Here is a 16,225-nt window from a genome sequence, read left to right on the forward strand (position 1 = left end):
TGCCAGGAGCCTTCCAACCGCATAGAAACGCTGGGAGCAAATGCATCAGGGCTTGCGCTGGCAGATCCTGTGTCTGGTCTGGTTGCTGGGGGGGTGCATGCAGTCGGTGTATGGACCGCGTCTGTTTCCGGCAGAAGAGCCCCCACCCCAGGCCTCTGATACTCCGTTAAAGGTACACCTGTACAACGGCGGTGTCATAGTACTGGAGCACTGGGAGCAGCGGGGATCGATGCTGGTGGGGACAGGCATCCGCTACGATGTGCACCGGCAGCCTGAAGGAGCGCTGCAGGAGCATCACATCCCTGTAGATTCCATTGCTCTGCTGGAAATGCATGTGCGGGAAGGGAGTCGGCCCATCGGCGTGGCTGGACTGGCCGTCTGGAGCGTGCTGTACGGAGCCCTTACGGTGAGCTGTGTGATTAATCCGAAAGCCTGTTTTGGCTCGTGTCCTACTTTTTACGTAGAGACTCCGACAGGGGAAATACTGGTTGCGGAAGGGTTTTCGTCCAGCATTGCCCGGGCGCTGGAGGCGCGCGATGTGGACGCTCTGTTTACGGCACAGACACGCGGCGGAGTCTTCACGCTGACGATGCGGAACGAGGCGTTGGAAACCCACGCTGTTCGGCGGTTGCGTCTGCTGGCCGTGCCTCGTCCCTCCGGGCGCCGCGTGCTGGCCGGAGCAGACGGACGGTTTTATCCAGCCCGTACGCTGCTGCCGCTGGTGCGCTGCCAGGCTCCAGAGGGCGATTGCCGCCGCATGCTGATTGCCCTGGACGGCAGTGAGCGCCGTTCTCCGGCCGATGCGCATAATCTGGCGGCTCGCGAAGTGCTCGAGCTAACGTTTCCGCCGGCGCAGGGACGTCTGGCACTGGTACTGGGCATTCGCCAGTCCTTACTGACCACGTTCCTGCTGTATGAGACCATGGGATTCCTGGGCCGTCGTTTTGGCGAGGTGCTGGCGGCCTTGGAGCGCATGGGACCGGTGGCAGCCCGGCAGCAGTTTCAGCGTGTAACCCAACTGGTGGGCACCCTGGAAATAACCGTCTGGGATGGACAGCGATGGGTAGACGTGGGAACGCACCGGGAGGCTGGTCCACTGGCGACCGACGTGGTAGCCTATCCCTTTGACCACCAGCGCGACGACTCGGTGCGCATTCGGTTGCGTGCGGCCAGAGGAGCCTGGCGGTTGGACTGGGTTGGCGTGGCTCTGCTGGATCGTCCGGTCGAGGCGCAGGCGTTTGAACCGGCGATAGTCCACGTTAAGGGCATGCCGGATACCACAGCCCTTGCCCTGTTGCGAGACCCCGACCGCTATCTGGTCACCTATCCAGGTGCCCTTTATCAGATCACCTTTACGCTGCCTGCAGCTCCGGAAGGATGGGAGCTCTTTCTGGAGAGCCAGGGCTACTACTATGAATGGATGCGGGCTGCATGGTGGCAGGATGAAGACTCGCTGCAGGCTGCTCTGATGCTCTACCAGCCCGAACAGGCGCTCCGATTACTGGCACCACGCTATAAACAGGTAGAGGCCGAACTGGAACGCACATTCTGGAACAGTCGCTTTCGACGATAGCCATGCCACGCTGGTTTTTCTGGATCCTCTGGACCGGCCTTGTGCTGGAACCAGGAGCCGTGAGGGGACAGGCGCCGCAGCGTAACGCCCCGCGCGGGTACAGTATCCGACTTTATGTGGAGCAGGGGCAACAGCTTAAGGGGGAGCTGCTGGCCGTTACGCAGGACACCCTCTGGTTGCTGACCGATGCAGAAATTCGGCCGCTGCGTCTGGAGAGCATCTCTCAGGTGCAGGTGCGTTATCCAGGCATTCGCCGCAGCCATCTGATGCGCTGGAGTGTGATTGGAGGAGGAGTGACCGGCATTGCCCTTACGGGCGCATGCATGAGCGTATCGGAGGGGTGTGTCGGCGTGTTTGCGCTCAGCATGGGCCTGTGGCTTGTCGCAGGTGGCGTCGCAGCGCTGTTTACCCATCCTCCGCATCTATGGGTGGTGCCGGATTCTCAAGCGCTGGTTCCTTATGCCCGGTTTCCGCAGGGGCTCCCGCCCTCCATGCGCCCGTCCGGTCATTAGCGGAAAAAGTTACGGGTGCCACCGCAGGCGCAGTCCTCCGATCAGCACGCTGCCGGCGCGGGTGTCGGGGTGCTGTACCCATTGCAGGTCGAGTTGAAGCTGCACGGTAGCGCTGAGCGCCAGCAGGTAGGTGCCTTCCAGGATCCATTCTGTATGATGCACGCGGCTGCCAGGCTGCCGCCGGAGGCGACGATAGGCCCTGCTGTTGTGGGCTGCGGCAAGGGCCAGGCCCATGCGGTCGTTCGGACGCCCCGGAAGCCACCCCTGGCCGCTGAAGCCGCCGCCGGTATAAGCGCCAAATCGATTCACCTGCGGATGGGCGAAGCCGATGCGCAGAAATGCCCAGAGCGTTCGCGTCCCTGCTGTGTATAGGCGAGATTCCGCCAGCAGATAGCCCCCCCAGTTGCCCCGTTGCCAGCGGTCTGCATAAAGCCATTGAAAACGAGCAGTGTAATACCAGAAGCCCAGGGCCAGTTTGCGATGGTAGGCAGGCTCATGCAGGCGGCTGACCCATCGAATCGGCGACCAGTCGGCCAGACGCTTCAGGGCATATAACTGCGTACCTATTTCGGCTACCCCCAGCAGCCCATCGTTGCGTCCAAAAACGATAGAGGTACCTGTCTGATGGTGCGTGTGGCCGGGGGCCCCGTCCAGCAGGACAAGCTGCAAGTAACCGGCTTTGCGAGACGTAAGGGGGAACCCGAGACGAACGCGGAGCCCTACCGTGGTAACAGGAAAAATGGAAGGTCCCTGCGGCCGGCTATTGGCCAGTTCTGGTCCGATTCCAAAAGAGCTGTTCAGAAAGAGCTCGGCTGCTTGCAGCACGTCGAATTCACTGTTCAGGTCATAAAGGCCAATCAGCAGAGAAAGCCGGTCGTTAGCTGTTACGTGCTCAATAAACGCTTCATAGAGCCGCCAGGAGGTGGGTGCTTCAATGTTGCTAACGCTCTGCGCGACGCCGATGCGCTCGCTAAGGGTACGCCCCTGGTTGCCCAGGCCGTAAAAGAAAAGCGTCGTTCGCGAGGTAAGCCGAAGCGTCAGGGTTACGTCGATGTTGTCCATCCACACCGGCCGGGTTGAAGCGCCGACCAGTGGGCTCATCAGGTCCACCGTATAAGTCACGGACAGTTTGGACGGGAACTGGCTGGTGTCGGCAGTTAGCAGCCAGCCGCCCAGCCCCAGCACCAGCGCTAGCATCCAGACGATTTAAGTTTTTAGGTATGACTAAAAAACACCTTCCAAGATACGGAACGGGGTTACATGGCGCAAGAGGGGCGTTCGGTGATGAGGCAGGATTTGCAAGGATGATTGCACGCTATGTACCTGAGGATACTTCAGGGAGTGCGTGAAGTCTTGGCTGTTTGCTTGCTCGGGTTGCGCCGGGCAGGCAAAATCACCTTTGGCGCTGTGGGGGGCCGGGTTGATCGGAGGGGACTGTCTGGATCTGGAATGCGGGGGATGCTTTACGCGGGTTATCTTTATTGGCGCTCTGATTAAGCTGGTACGTCTGCTGCAGCCCCGGAAGCATACATGAGGCAGCCTGCTTATGCCATTGCAAAGAATTGGTGAGACGTTGGCAGTCGTGTACTAAACGATTAGCTGTTTCGTTTGTATTTTTCTGATAGGGCCGTAGGATTGTGCGGTCTGGTTTGCTTTTCTGGCGAAGAAAGTCCCACCACGACCGAGTAAACACCGGCACGCGTGTCATGATTGAGGTACGCGAGCTGACAAAGCGCTATGGGTCGGAGGTGGCGGTTGATCGCATCTCCTTTACGGTGCGGTCAGGTGAAGTGCTGGGGTTTCTCGGGCCCAACGGGGCCGGGAAGACCACCACAATGAAAGTGATTACCTGTTACCTGCCTCCGACCGAAGGTACTGTCCTGGTGGACGGGCTGGACGTGCGGCAGGATAGCCTGGCGATTCGGCAAAAGATCGGGTATTTGCCAGAGAACACGCCCCTTTACCCCGACATGGTTACCTACGATTATCTGGAGTTTATGGCGGCCATGCGGGGGCTGGATGGGGCGATGCGTCGGCGTCGCCTGGCCGAAGTGATTGAGGTGTGTGGGCTGGGAGACGTGCTCACCAAGCGCATTGATGCCCTCTCGAAGGGATATCGCCAGCGCGTGGGGCTGGCGCAGGCCATGGTGCATGATCCCCCGATTTTGATTCTGGACGAGCCCACCTCTGGCCTGGATCCCAATCAGATTGTTGAGATTCGGAGCCTGATTAAGACGCTCGGGCGTGAAAAAACGGTCATTCTCTCGACGCACATCCTGCCCGAGGTGCAGGCTTCGTGCGACCGGGTGCTCATTATCCATCGGGGACGTATTGTAGCCGATGGTACGCCTGAGGAGCTACAGTCGGCCCATGGGGGGCAGCGCATCCTGTTCGGGGTGCAGGCGCCGGAGGCGGAGGTGCGCGCAGCGCTGGAGCGGGTCGATGGCGTGCAGATAGAGGAGGCCCGGATGGACAGCGACGGTACTGTACTCCTGCGATTGCGCACCGACGGCCGGCAAGACCTGCGTCCAGAGTTGTTCCGGTTGGCTGTTGAACGGGGCTGGACGCTTACTGAGCTGCATCGGGAGCGGGTGGATCTGGAGGAAGTGTTCCGCCAGCTTACCATGAACTAAACGGGTGGCAACGATGCGGGAGATCTGGATTCTCACGCGACGCGAACTGCGGGCGTTTTTTGACAGTCCTTCTGCCTATATCGTACTGAGCGTGTTTCTGTTGATTACGGGGTGGTTCTTTGGCAACAGCCTGTTTGTAGAAAACGTGGCTTCGTTGCGCTCGGTTTTTGACCTGGCGCCCGTGCTGTTCATGTTCTTTATTCCGGCGCTCACGATGGGCACCTTCGCCGAGGAGCGCCGGGCCGGTACCATTGAGCTGTTGCTGACGCTCCCTGTGCGCGATGGGCAGGTGATCGTTGCCAAACTGCTCTCTGTGGTCACGGTATTGCTGGTGGCGTTGGCCCTGACCGGGATCTACGTGCTAACGCTGGCTGTGCTGGGCGACCCCGACAACGGGGCAACGCTCGGAGGGTATCTCGGGCTGGCGCTGCTGGGCCTGTCTTGCAGCGCTCTGGGACTGCTGGCCTCCAGCCTGACGCGCAACCAGATTGTGGCCTTTATTCTGGGATTTGCGATGATTTTTGGGCTGTATCTGCTGGACAAGGTCACCATCTTTGTGCCGGGCTGGCTGGCTCCGATTCTGGAATATCTGAGCATTGATTTTCACTACCGCAACTTGATGCGGGGCGTTATTGATTCGCGCGACGTGCTCTACTACCTGTCGCTAACCGTGTTTGCCGGTTTGCTGACTGCGTACCACCTGGCACGACGTCCGGAGTGAGCCATGCAACGGAATTGGACCACACGCACGACGCTGCTGCTGGCGGGGCTAATTCTGGTTGTACTCAACCTGATCGGCCTGAACGTTTTCTTCCGTCTCGATCTGACGGACGACCGGGTCTATTCGCTCTCCGAGGCTTCCATTGAAACGGTTCGCAATCTGGACGACCCGGTTACCGTACGGGTATTCTTTACGGCTGATTTGCCTGCTCCGTACAGCAGTTACCGGCGGTTTTTGCGGGATAAGTTGGACGAGTACCGCGCCTACGGAGGCAACAAGTTTCAGTATGAATTCCTGGACCCGGGAGCCGACGAGTCGTTGCAGCAGGAGGTCGCCCGCTACAACATTCCACCGGTGCAGGTGCAGGTGATTGAGGATGACAATCTGCAGATTAAAAATGCCTACATGGGGCTGGTCATTGAATATGGGGGCGAGCGGGAAACGATTCCGGTGATTGAGGACCTCTCGACGTTGGAGTATGACCTGACCAGCGCCATCCGAAAGCTCACGCGCGAGCGGCTTCCCGTGGTGGGATTGTTGACCGGGCACGGAGAGACCGGACGGGCGGCAATGGAGACGTTCTGGCGGGGATTGGAACGCAACTATGACGTGCGGACCGTTACGGTAAAGGGAGACAGCACGCTGGATCCGCGGCCGGATGTACTCTTCATCATTGCGCCGACTGATACGTTTCCAGAACCCCACCTGCAGGTGCTGGATCGGTATCTGATGGAAGGGGGGCGCATTGCGGTGCTGCTAAACCGGATCAATGCAAACTTGCAGTTTGGCTTTGCCAGTGAGCAGGAGACCCGACTGGAGGAGCTGCTGGCGCATTACGGGGCCGTTGTGCGGCCTGACCTGGTGATGGACCGGCAGAGCTCGGTGGTCACGATGCAGCGGACGGTCGGCTTTTTCCGGGTGGCGCAAATGATTGAATATCCCTTTTTCCCGATAGCGACGCGTTTCAATCTGGACCATCCCATGGTCAGCCGCTTGCGTGAGGTCTTCTTCTACTACGTCAGCTCCATCGATACGAGCGCAGCGCTGCCAGCAGGGGTTACGCGGATTCCGCTGGTGTACTCTTCGCCCCAGAGCGCGACGCAGCAGGGCTTCTTTACTATCCAGCCAGCCATGCTGCCGGCCACCGAGAACCTTCAGGATGGCCCCTATGTGCTGGCCGTAGCCCTGCACGGAACGTTCCCGAGCGCTTACGACACTACGCGGGTCGGAAAGCCGGCCCGACTGGTGGTCGTAGGAGATGGCGATCTGGTTAACGAGCAGCGCTACGGAGGACAGATTCCACCGGGCAACCTGGCTTTTGCCCTGAACATCGCAGACTGGCTCGGGCAGGATGAGGCGCTGCTTACCATTCGTACCAAGTCGATTGCACCCCGCGCCTTAGAGCCGGTCAGCGAAAGCCTGCGGCCTTTTATCAAGTATGCCAACATTCTGGGGCCGGTGGTGCTGGTGGTGCTCTTCGGACTGATTCGCTGGCGCATCCGGCGCCAGCGTCAGATCCTGCTGACCACCTGAAACCATTCCGGATAGGGCCATGCAGCGGAAAAATCCTGTGCTGATCCTGTCGGTTGTGCTGGTGGTCCTGCTGGTGCTGGCCTGGGCCACCGGTGCCTTCAAACGGAATCCATCGACCATTGACGTGCCGGAATGGAAGCTTCGGGCAGAGCGGATCACGCGCATTCGGTTGACGTGGCCAGGTAAAGAACCGCTGGTGCTGGAACGGAGCGGCGCAAACTGGCAACTGACGGCGCCGATTCACTATCCAGCCGATTCCTCCTTTGTGCGCCGTTTTGTGGAGAATCTGGCGAAGCTGGAGCTGGAGAGCGTTGTCTCGACTAATCCAGCCCGCTATGGTAACTATGGCGTTGCCGATTCAAACGCCGTCCTGGTGGTATCCTATCAGCAGGATGGGGACTCCCTTCGCCTGTTCTGGGGTAAGGCAGGGCCAGACTTCCAGACGCGCTATGTGCGGCTGGGAGATGATGCCCGTGTCTTTCTGGCTCGTACCAACCTGACGGTGCCTGAAGACCTGAGCCGCTGGCGTAATAAGATTGTGCTGAACGTGCCTGCCGCGCAGCTTGAAGCATTGGCGTTAAAACGCGAAGGAAAGACCTATGAAGTGCGGCGCGGAGAGGCCGGGTGGGAGCTGGTAGAAAATGGCCAGACCACCCGGGCCGATTCGATTGCGGTTGTGCGCTGGGCCAGCCAGTTTGATCCCCTGCGGGCAAATGGCTTCTTTGATGATCTGTCGGCCGATTCGGTTCGACAGGCACCGGATTATGTGCTGACGCTCCGCTTACCCGGGGGCGTGCAGCAGGTTCTTTACTTCAAAGAGCATAACAACGGATGGGCGCTGGTGCGCGGAGATGATGATACGGTGTTTCGCCTTTATGCCTACCGGCGCACGCAGCTCCTGCCCGAAGTTACTTCGCTGCGCGCAAGGTCCACCTGAGGGCCGAGGACTTGACCATGAGGCCCGTCCGGTGCTTTCTTGCCGGACGGGCTTTTTTAATAGACAACCAAGTGTTGAGCTGTTATTATGCGCAAACAATGGTTCATGCTCGGGGTGCTGAGCATCTGGAGTCTGGGGACAATGGTCGGGCAGGCTCAAGAGCCCGCACTGGTGCCTCGATTTGAACGCCCGGTGGGGCGCCTGGTGTTGGCGCGGCCAACGCAGGCCGGTGCTTTTCTGGACGTGGTAGGTCGCCGGGCTGCGCTGCTGGGCTACGAGCACCGGCCATTTGAGGTCTGGGTCTATCCGCTAAAGATTCTGGATGATCTCCGGCTGGAATTTCAGATTGCCGACTATCCGGTGCCGCTGAGCGGTGAGGAGACGTTGGCCTACATTGAGGTGCGTCCGGAGGCGACCGTGCTCACCTACAGCCATGCGGCGTTTACGGTGCGCCAGATTCTTTACGCACCGGTTCACGAGCCGGGCATTGTGATGCTCTTTGACGTGCAGGCCGTGCGGCCGCTGACGATTCGCGTGGCCTTTCGGCCGGATTTGCGGCTCATGTGGCCGGCGGGGCTGATGACTGGTTATCTCGGGTGGCATGAGGAGGCGCATGTTTACACCATTACCGAAGAGACCCGACGTTTTGCCGGCGTGATTGGCTCTCCGCTGGCTCAGGACATTTCGGTGCAGCCTTACCAGGAAGAGCCAAAGGATCTGCCTAACCGTTTTGAACTGGTTGTAACGCCTGAACTCGCTGCGCATTACTACATCCCCGTAATTATTACGGGGAGCATTGAAGGCATAGATGGGGCTATTGCGGCTTATCGGCGCCTGCTCAGCCAGGCGGAGAGCTATTACCGCCAGAATGTGGCCCATTACGAGCGATTGCTTGACGAAGCCTTGCAGATTGAAACCCCGGATCCAAGGCTGAACGCCGCCTACGCCTGGGCACTGGTAGGTATTGATAAAGGGCTGGCCACCAATCCGTATCTGGGTACCGGGCTGGTAGCCGGATTCCGGACGGCAGGCAATAGCGAGCGGCCTGGTTTTGCCTGGTTTTTTGGGCGCGATGCACTCTGGACCGTACTGGCCACCACGGCGGTCGGCCATTTTGAAACGACGCGCACAGCGCTGGACTTTCTGCGCCAGTTTCAGCGGGAAGATGGCAAAATTCCCCACGAAATTTCTCAGAGCGCAGCGCTAATCGATTGGTTTGAGGCGTATCCGTATCCCTGGGCCTCAGCGGATGCAACACCGCTTTTCATCATCGCGCATGCCGACTACTGGCAGACCAGTGGTGATCTGGACTACATTCGCCAGCACTGGACGTCGCTTGTAAGGGCTTACCGCTTTACAGCAGGTACTGATACCGACGGAAACGATCTGGTAGAAAATACGGGCGTGGGGCACGGCTGGGTGGAAGGAGGACAGCTCTATCCTCCGCATGAGGAACTGTACCAGCAGGGGGTGTGGCTGGCTGCGCTGGAGGGAATGGAGGCAATGGCGCAGGCGCTGGGGGAGACGGAGCTGGCGGCCGAGGTGCGTCAGCGGGCGCTTGCGGTGCGAGCGGCGATTGAGCGCACCTACTGGCTGGAAGACGAGGGATACTATGCCTTTGCTACCTGGAAGCCGGCAGGAGCGACAGCGCTGGAGTTGCTCAGAGAAAACACGGTACTGCAGGCAGTCCCCCTCTGGTGGCGGTTGCTCAGCCCGGAGCGAGCACGTCGCGCCCTGGAGCACATAGGAAGCGCTTATCTGGCTACAGACTGGGGCACCCGCATTCTCTCCAGCGCCAGCCGTCGGTATGATCCCCTTTCTTACCATCATGGATCGGTCTGGCCCCTGTTTACGGGATGGGCATCAATGGCGGCCTATCGGTATGAAAAGCCGCATATTGGCTACCAGGCCCTGATGGCCAATGTCCTGCTGACGTATCAGGGAGCACTGGGGTACGTGACGGAGCTGCTCTCAGGGGCCTTTAATCGGGATTTTGGGCGGTCGTCGCACCATCAGGTCTGGTCTGAAGCCATGGTGGTAACGCCGCTGGTGCGGGGGTTACTGGGGCTTGAGGTGCAAGAGGGCGGTCGTGTGTTGCGCGTTGCGCCGCAGCTACCCGCTGTATGGGACTCGGTGCAGTTGCGACATGTGCCGGTAGGGCAGGATCGGTATGCGCTGACCTTCCGGCGCACCAGCGATGCCTTTGAGGTTCAGCTTGTGCCGGAAGGCGAGGCGGCGCCGATTTCGCTGGACCTGGCCCCTGCCTTTCCCCGGGACGCCCGGGTAGAGGCGGTAACGGTAAACGATCGGCCGGCGGTGTTTGAGGTGCGGGAAGAAGGAGACTGGCAGCGCGTGCGCATCCGCGTGCCGGTGGGAGAGGCGACCACGATCCGGTATCGCATGCAGCCCGGAACGGATGTGTATGTGGCGCCGGAGCCATTGGTGCCGGGCATGGACAACCAGGGACTGCGCGTGCTGCAGGTACGTGCCGACGCAGATGCGTTGCAACTGGTGCTGGAAGGACGCGCGGGCCGAACGTATACGCTGCAGGTCCGCACGCCGCGGCAGTTGCAGGCTGTCGAAGGTGTGCAGCTTAAACCAGAAGGCAATGGGTACCGCGTGCAGGTGCATTTTGCGGGCCAGACGAATGCTTATGTGCGCCGCACCCTTCGACTTCCCTTCCAGTAAAGGGCTGCGGCAGCAGCCGTCATAAGAGACGGCTTTCCCCGGGCAGCCTCCGGAGATGCCAGGAAAGGAGGCGTCAGAGGTTGCCAGAGCAATCCTTTTGATTTTTGGTGCGGATGTCTTTACTTTTCAATAACAAGTATGTGCAATCTATCCGCCAGAGCGTCATGGTACAGCGTGCCTGGAAGGGCAGCGGCTGGCTGGTGGTAGGCTTGCTGCTCATCGGATGCGCCGGCAGTCGGTCGGTGAGCCATACCGAAGCGCCTGCTGAAATGGCTACGTCTGCGCAAGGCTCAGAAGGACAGGTAGTCGTGGCTGTGCAGACGCAAGAGACGGGCGAGGAAGCGCAGGTAGCGGTATCCTTGCCGGGGCGGGTGACAGCGGTGCATGTTGTGGAAGGGCCGTCCGGTAGCTGGACGGTCTACGTGCAGGGGCAGCAAGTTGAAGCGGCCGAGCCCCTGTACATCCTGGATGGGGTGCCGACCACGTCAGAGGTGCTGCATCGGCTCGACCCGCAGCTCATTGAGCGCATTGAGGTCCTGAAGGGAGAGGAAGCGGTTGCAGCCTACGGTAGGCGCGGCGCTCACGGGGTGATTCGCATAACGACCCGGCAGGATTGAGCAGGGAAGGAGGAATGAGCCAATGAATTGATGAAATTTTTTTAAAGGTTGCAAGTGCGTTACATTTGAACCGGTTTAGCTGGCCGGTGTCCCTTGAGAAGGGGATTGCATTTCGTGGGAAAAGCTTGGAGATTTTGACTGAAAGCGTTCCCACAGAATGTGAAAATACCCGCTTTATCCAACCAACTGGAGCTACAGGTTGCTATGAGAACGTTGCTTCCACGGAGCCTCTGGCTGGGGATTTTGCTTGGATTCTGGAGTGTAAGCGTTGCCATCGGGCAGCCCCGGACCGTGACCGGGACCGTGACCGACGCTTCCACCGGCGAGCCATTGCCCGGCGTTAACATCGTGGTGCTGGGCACCATGACCGGTACGACCACCGATGTAGAAGGACGCTACCAGATTGAAGTGCCCGGTCCTGAGGCGGTGCTTGTCTTCTCGTTTGTAGGGTACGAGCAGGTGCAGGAAGTGGTGGGAGACCGTGCGGTGATCAACGTGCGCATGCAGCCCACCGTTGAAGTGCTTGAAGAAATCGTGGTGGTGGGCTACGGGGTGCAGCGGCGCGAAGACGTAACCGGATCGGTGGCCACCATTAACGCGGATGATGTGAACCAGGGGAACTACATTTCGCCAGACCAACTGCTGCAGGGACGCGTAGCGGGGCTGACGATCTTCGCAAACAACGGGGAGCCAGGTGCCGGCCTGAACATCCGTCTGCGTGGTGGCACTTCGATCAGCGCTAGTAACGAGCCGCTGATTGTAATCGACGGGGTGCCCATCGACAACGTGCCGCTCATGCCGCAAGGGGCGGGCATCAACGGCGCGCCACCGCCTCCGCGCAATCCGCTGAGCCTGATTAATCCGAACGACATCGAGTCGATCACGGTGCTGAAAGATGCGGCGGCCACGGCTATTTACGGGTCACGTGGGGCCAATGGCGTTATTCTGATCGAGACGAAAAAAGGCCGTCAGGGCCAGTTGCAGGTAGACTATGACGCGTACATCACGGCGGCCTCACCCTACAAGAAAATGGATGTGCTCAACGGCGAGGAATATCGCCGGTTCGTGGAAGAACAGATTCAGGCGGGTAATCTACCTCCCAGCGCCCGGGATGTGCTCGGGAATGCCAATACCGACTGGGAAGAGGCCGTCATGCGCACGGCCATCACCCAGTTCCACAACCTTGCCTTTTCGGGTGGAACCAGCCAGACGCGCTACCGGGCTTCCGTCAGCTACCTGAACCAGCAGGGGCAGGTGATCGATTCTGGACTGGAGCGGCTGACCGGTCGCCTCAATGCCGATCATCAGGCCTTTGATGGACGACTGCGGCTGCAGCTCAACCTGACGGGATCCTTCCAGTACGATGACCTGCTGCCCTATAACCAGACGGCCGGATTTGAGGGCGGCGTGCTCTCGAACGTGTTCCAGATGAACCCGACGTATCCGATTTATTCGGAAACCAACCTGGACGGCACGCCGGCCACCGATGGTTACTTTGAGATTGCAGACGGCCGCACCTCGGTGCGCAACCCGGTGGCGATGGCCGAACAGGTCGAAGATATTGCCAAAACCACGCGCGCTCTGGGGAACATTGCAGCCGAGCTGGACCTGCTTCCGGGACTGACAGCCAAGGTGAACTTCGGGGCCGACCGGGCTCAGTCCAGCCGACGGCAATACTTCCCCCAGCAGAGCCCGGTAGGCAGTGAGTTTGGCGGACGGGCGTTGCTGCGCAGCCGTGAACACTCCTCGCTGACCTTCCAGAGCTATCTGACCTACCGCAACACGTTCGCGCAGGCGCACAACGTCGAACTCCTGGGCGGCTATGAGTTCAACGAATACATGACGGAAGAATTTGGCGTAGAGGGGCGGGATTATGTCACCGACGCCACGTCGTACAATGCCGTGCAGGCAGGCGCCCAGTTGGTTAAAGAAGGCACCTTCTCCTTTAAGGAGAAAAGCCGGCTGGTTTCGTTTTTTACCCGGCTTAACTACAACTATCAGAACAAGTATTACCTGACGGCTGTGCTGCGTTACGATGGCTCCTCGCGCTTCGGTGAGGGCAATAAATGGGCGCTGTTTCCGGCTATTTCAGGTGCCTGGCGCCTGAGCGCTGAACCCTTCATGCAGGGGCTGGAGTGGCTTACGGACCTGCGCCTGAAGATCGGCTACGGCATCACGGGAAGCCAGGAAATCGGCAACTACCTGTCGCTGGCGCAGCTCGGCGCCCGGCAAGACCTGCAGGCCGTCTTTAATCAGACCGCCTATACGGGGTTTGCTCCCATCAACTACGCCAATCCAGACCTGAAGTGGGAGGAAACCTCCACCTTCAACATCGGACTGGATTATGAGCTGCTGAACGGCAAGTTCTCCGGTACGATTGAGTACTACGTCAAGAATACCAGCAACTTGCTGCTGGAAATTCCGGTGCCGCAGCCCGCGCCGGTGCCCACGCGCATTGAAAACATCGGCAAAACGCGCAACCGGGGCTTTGAACTGTCGCTCGACGCGCTGGCCGTTGATCGGCCTAACCTGAGCGTACTCTTCGGGCTGGTCTTCAGCACCAACCGCAACGAAGTTGTCAGCCTGGGGCCCCACGACTTTATCGTAACCGGCATCGTGAGCGGACGCGGCCAGTCGGGGACGTTCGCGCAGCGCTTGATCCCCGGTGAGCCGGTGGGGACCTTCTACGGCTGGATCTTCGAAGGCGTGGATGCTAACGGTCGGCAGCAATTCCGCGACCTGAATGGCGATGGCCAGATTACCGATGCCGACCGCACAATCATCGGCAATGCGCAGCCCGACTTTACCTACGGCTTCCGGACCAACATCTACTGGGGCAACTTTGACATCAACATCTTCATCCGAGGCGAACAAGGGCGCGACGTCTTTAACAATACGGCCCTGGTCTACCAGACAAAGAGTGCCGTATTGCAAAACCAGAACTTCCTGAAAGCGGCCCTGGATGACCCGGATGCGCTGGATGAGCCGGCGATCTATTCTTCGCGCTGGATTGAGGATGGCTCCTTTATCCGGCTGGACAACGTTACCATCGGATACACCTTCAACAACCTGGGAGGCGTCTGGGGACGCTACGTGCGGCGGGCCCGCATCTACGTCACCGGCCAGAACCTGCTGGTGATTACGCCCTACTCTGGCTACGATCCAGAAGTCAACATCAATGCCGGACTGGCCTCGCTGGGCATCGACTATGCCCAGTATCCGCGGGCTCGGAGCTTTACGCTGGGCATCAGCCTGGGCTTCTAAAGAAACCGGAGACGTAGACGACGACCAAACGTTTAGCATACCATGGCCATGATACGTTGGAATAGCAACACGCGGCGGGTTGCAGGAATGACGCTCCTGGCTTTCCTGCTGCTCAGTGGCTGCACGGATTTGAGTGAGGAGACCTTCTCGGTGATCACGCCGGACAAGTTCTACAAGACCGAAAAGGAAATTACCGCCGCGCTGGCGCCCATCTACGCGCAGCTCCGGGCGCTGGAATGGAGCTATTGGACCATGAGTCAGGTTACCACCGACGAAACGGTGGTGCCAACGCGTGGCCAGGACTGGTTCGACGACCGCCGCTGGCTTAACCTGCATGAGCACAACTTCCAGCCTACCCAGGTAGACTTCAACGGAGCCTGGGTAGACCTGTACACCGGAATCGCCCGGGCCAACGGCTTGCTTCAGACGCTGGCCGAAATTGAGGCGCCTAACGAGGCCCAGCTGGAGGCCGAGGTGCGCTTGCTACGGGCACTTTATTACTACTTCCTGCTGGATCTCTTCGGAAATGTGCCGATTGTCGGGGACGATGAGTTCGTGGTAGATCCCAATAACCCGCCAGCTACGGAGCCGCGGGAAAGGGTCTTCCGTTTCGTAGAAAGCGAACTGCTCTTTGCACGTGACAACCTGCCGGAGACTCCTCCGCTGCCCGGACGCGTAACCCGATGGGTCGCGGAAGCCCTTTTAGCTAACCTGTATCTGAACGCCGGCGTCTTTACCAAAAACAGCACGGAAATCGATCCAAACGGCTATAACTCCTGCATGGACGTGCAGACCAGCGGGGGACAGAATGCCTGCCAGGCGGCTGTCCAGCATGCGGACAACGTGATTAACTCGGGCTACTTCCGGCTGGCAGAGGGCGAAGAGTGGTTCCAGAACTTCCTGCCCAACAACGAGAACTCCCCGGAAATCATCTTTGCCACGCAACATCTGCCCGAACCAGGACTGGGCATGAACTTCCAGATGCGCACGCTCCACTACTTCCAACTGGAACCGTCGCCCTGGAACGGCCATGCCATTCTGGCCGAAACTTACAATCTGTTTGACGATGACGACCTGCGGAAAACCATCTTCCTGGTGGGGCAGCAGTATGCGGAACCGCGCGGCAACTGCATTGGCAGCCAATGCTACTCGCAGGGAGAACCGCTGACTGACCGGGCAGGCAATCCGCTGGCCTATACGCCAGAGATCCAGAATATCTTCAATGCGACCGAATATGAGGGCGTGCGCGTGCTCAAGTACGGACCCGACCCGAACCATGTGGGAGGCGATCACGGCAACGACTATGCCTGGTTCCGGCTGCCGGAGATGTACCTGATCAAGGCGGAAGCGCTGAACGAACTGAACGGGCCCACTCAGGAAGTAGTGGACCTGATCAATGCCGTGCGCAACCGCGTCTTTGAGCCGGACAAGCCGATCAGCCTGGCCGACTATCCCACGAAAGAGGCCATGCGGGAGGCTATCCTGAACGAGCGGCTCTTTGAGTTCACCTGGGAAGCCAAACGGCGCCAGGACCTGATCCGTCACGGCAAATTTACACGGGCCTACCAGTTCAAGCCGCAGAGCGATCCGAAAGTGTTGTTGCTCCCGATTCCGCAGCAGCAACTCGACGCCAACCCGAACCTGGTTCAGAATCCGGGCTATTGATGGTCCCGTAGCGAATGGTTGCGCCCCAACCGCCGGGGTGCTGCCTTGGGGCAGTGCTCCGGCGGTGTTTTCTTGAAACAGG

The 16,225-nt window shown here is 59.5% G+C and carries 11 protein-coding genes; 10 read left to right on the forward strand and 1 reads right to left on the reverse strand.

Going from position 1 to position 16,225, the window contains the following annotated elements; genetic code table 11:
* Positions 1-52 precede the first annotated feature (52 nt).
* Both BUA15_RS11225 and BUA15_RS11230 read left to right on the forward strand, forming a co-directional pair.
* A complete protein-coding gene (locus tag BUA15_RS11225; RefSeq protein WP_178139416.1) occupies positions 53-1,573 on the forward strand; it encodes a hypothetical protein in 1,521 nt (506 codons plus the stop codon).
* 2 nt (positions 1,574-1,575) lie between these two features.
* Positions 1,576-2,085 carry a hypothetical protein gene (locus BUA15_RS11230; protein ID WP_072716087.1) on the forward strand — a complete coding sequence of 170 codons (510 nt, stop codon included), beginning with the start codon at positions 1,576-1,578 and terminating at the stop codon, positions 2,083-2,085.
* A gap of 9 nt (positions 2,086-2,094) precedes the next feature.
* On the opposite strand, the gene BUA15_RS11235 is transcribed toward BUA15_RS11230, so the two are convergent.
* The gene (locus tag BUA15_RS11235) at positions 2,095-3,282 is read right to left on the reverse strand and encodes a carbohydrate porin (RefSeq protein ID WP_072716088.1); all 1,188 of its coding nucleotides are present in this window, start codon (positions 3,280-3,282) and stop codon (positions 2,095-2,097) included.
* A 509-nt stretch (positions 3,283-3,791) separates the two neighbouring features.
* Here BUA15_RS11235 and BUA15_RS11240 point away from each other — a divergent pair.
* From BUA15_RS11240 to BUA15_RS11275, 8 genes are all read left to right on the forward strand, one after another.
* The gene (locus tag BUA15_RS11240; protein WP_072716089.1) at positions 3,792-4,718 is read left to right on the forward strand and encodes an ATP-binding cassette domain-containing protein; all 927 of its coding nucleotides are present in this window, start codon (positions 3,792-3,794) and stop codon (positions 4,716-4,718) included.
* Positions 4,719-4,731: 13 nt separating this feature from the next.
* Positions 4,732-5,439 (forward strand): ABC transporter permease, encoded by a 708-nt coding sequence (locus tag BUA15_RS11245; protein WP_072716090.1) that lies wholly within the window; start codon positions 4,732-4,734, stop codon positions 5,437-5,439.
* 3 nt (positions 5,440-5,442) lie between these two features.
* Positions 5,443-6,972, forward strand: a complete 1,530-nt coding sequence (locus BUA15_RS11250; RefSeq protein WP_072716091.1) for a GldG family protein — start codon at positions 5,443-5,445, stop codon at positions 6,970-6,972.
* Between the two features lie 19 nt (positions 6,973-6,991).
* A complete protein-coding gene (locus tag BUA15_RS11255) occupies positions 6,992-7,909 on the forward strand; it encodes a DUF4340 domain-containing protein (protein WP_072716092.1) in 918 nt (305 codons plus the stop codon).
* An 87-nt stretch (positions 7,910-7,996) separates the two neighbouring features.
* Positions 7,997-10,597, forward strand: a complete 2,601-nt coding sequence (locus BUA15_RS11260) for an amylo-alpha-1,6-glucosidase (protein ID WP_072716093.1) — start codon at positions 7,997-7,999, stop codon at positions 10,595-10,597.
* A 164-nt stretch (positions 10,598-10,761) separates the two neighbouring features.
* The gene (locus BUA15_RS11265) at positions 10,762-11,214 is read left to right on the forward strand and encodes a TonB-dependent receptor plug domain-containing protein (RefSeq protein ID WP_072716094.1); all 453 of its coding nucleotides are present in this window, start codon (positions 10,762-10,764) and stop codon (positions 11,212-11,214) included.
* Between the two features lie 204 nt (positions 11,215-11,418).
* Positions 11,419-14,478, forward strand: a complete 3,060-nt coding sequence (locus BUA15_RS11270) for a SusC/RagA family TonB-linked outer membrane protein (RefSeq protein ID WP_072716095.1) — start codon at positions 11,419-11,421, stop codon at positions 14,476-14,478.
* Between the two features lie 48 nt (positions 14,479-14,526).
* A complete protein-coding gene (locus BUA15_RS11275; protein ID WP_178139417.1) occupies positions 14,527-16,143 on the forward strand; it encodes a RagB/SusD family nutrient uptake outer membrane protein in 1,617 nt (538 codons plus the stop codon).
* Positions 16,144-16,225: the final 82 nt, after the last annotated feature.

Origin of the sequence: Rhodothermus profundi (genome assembly GCF_900142415.1) — a bacterium.
Taxonomy (GTDB): Bacteria; Bacteroidota; Rhodothermia; order Rhodothermales; family Rhodothermaceae; genus Rhodothermus; species Rhodothermus profundi.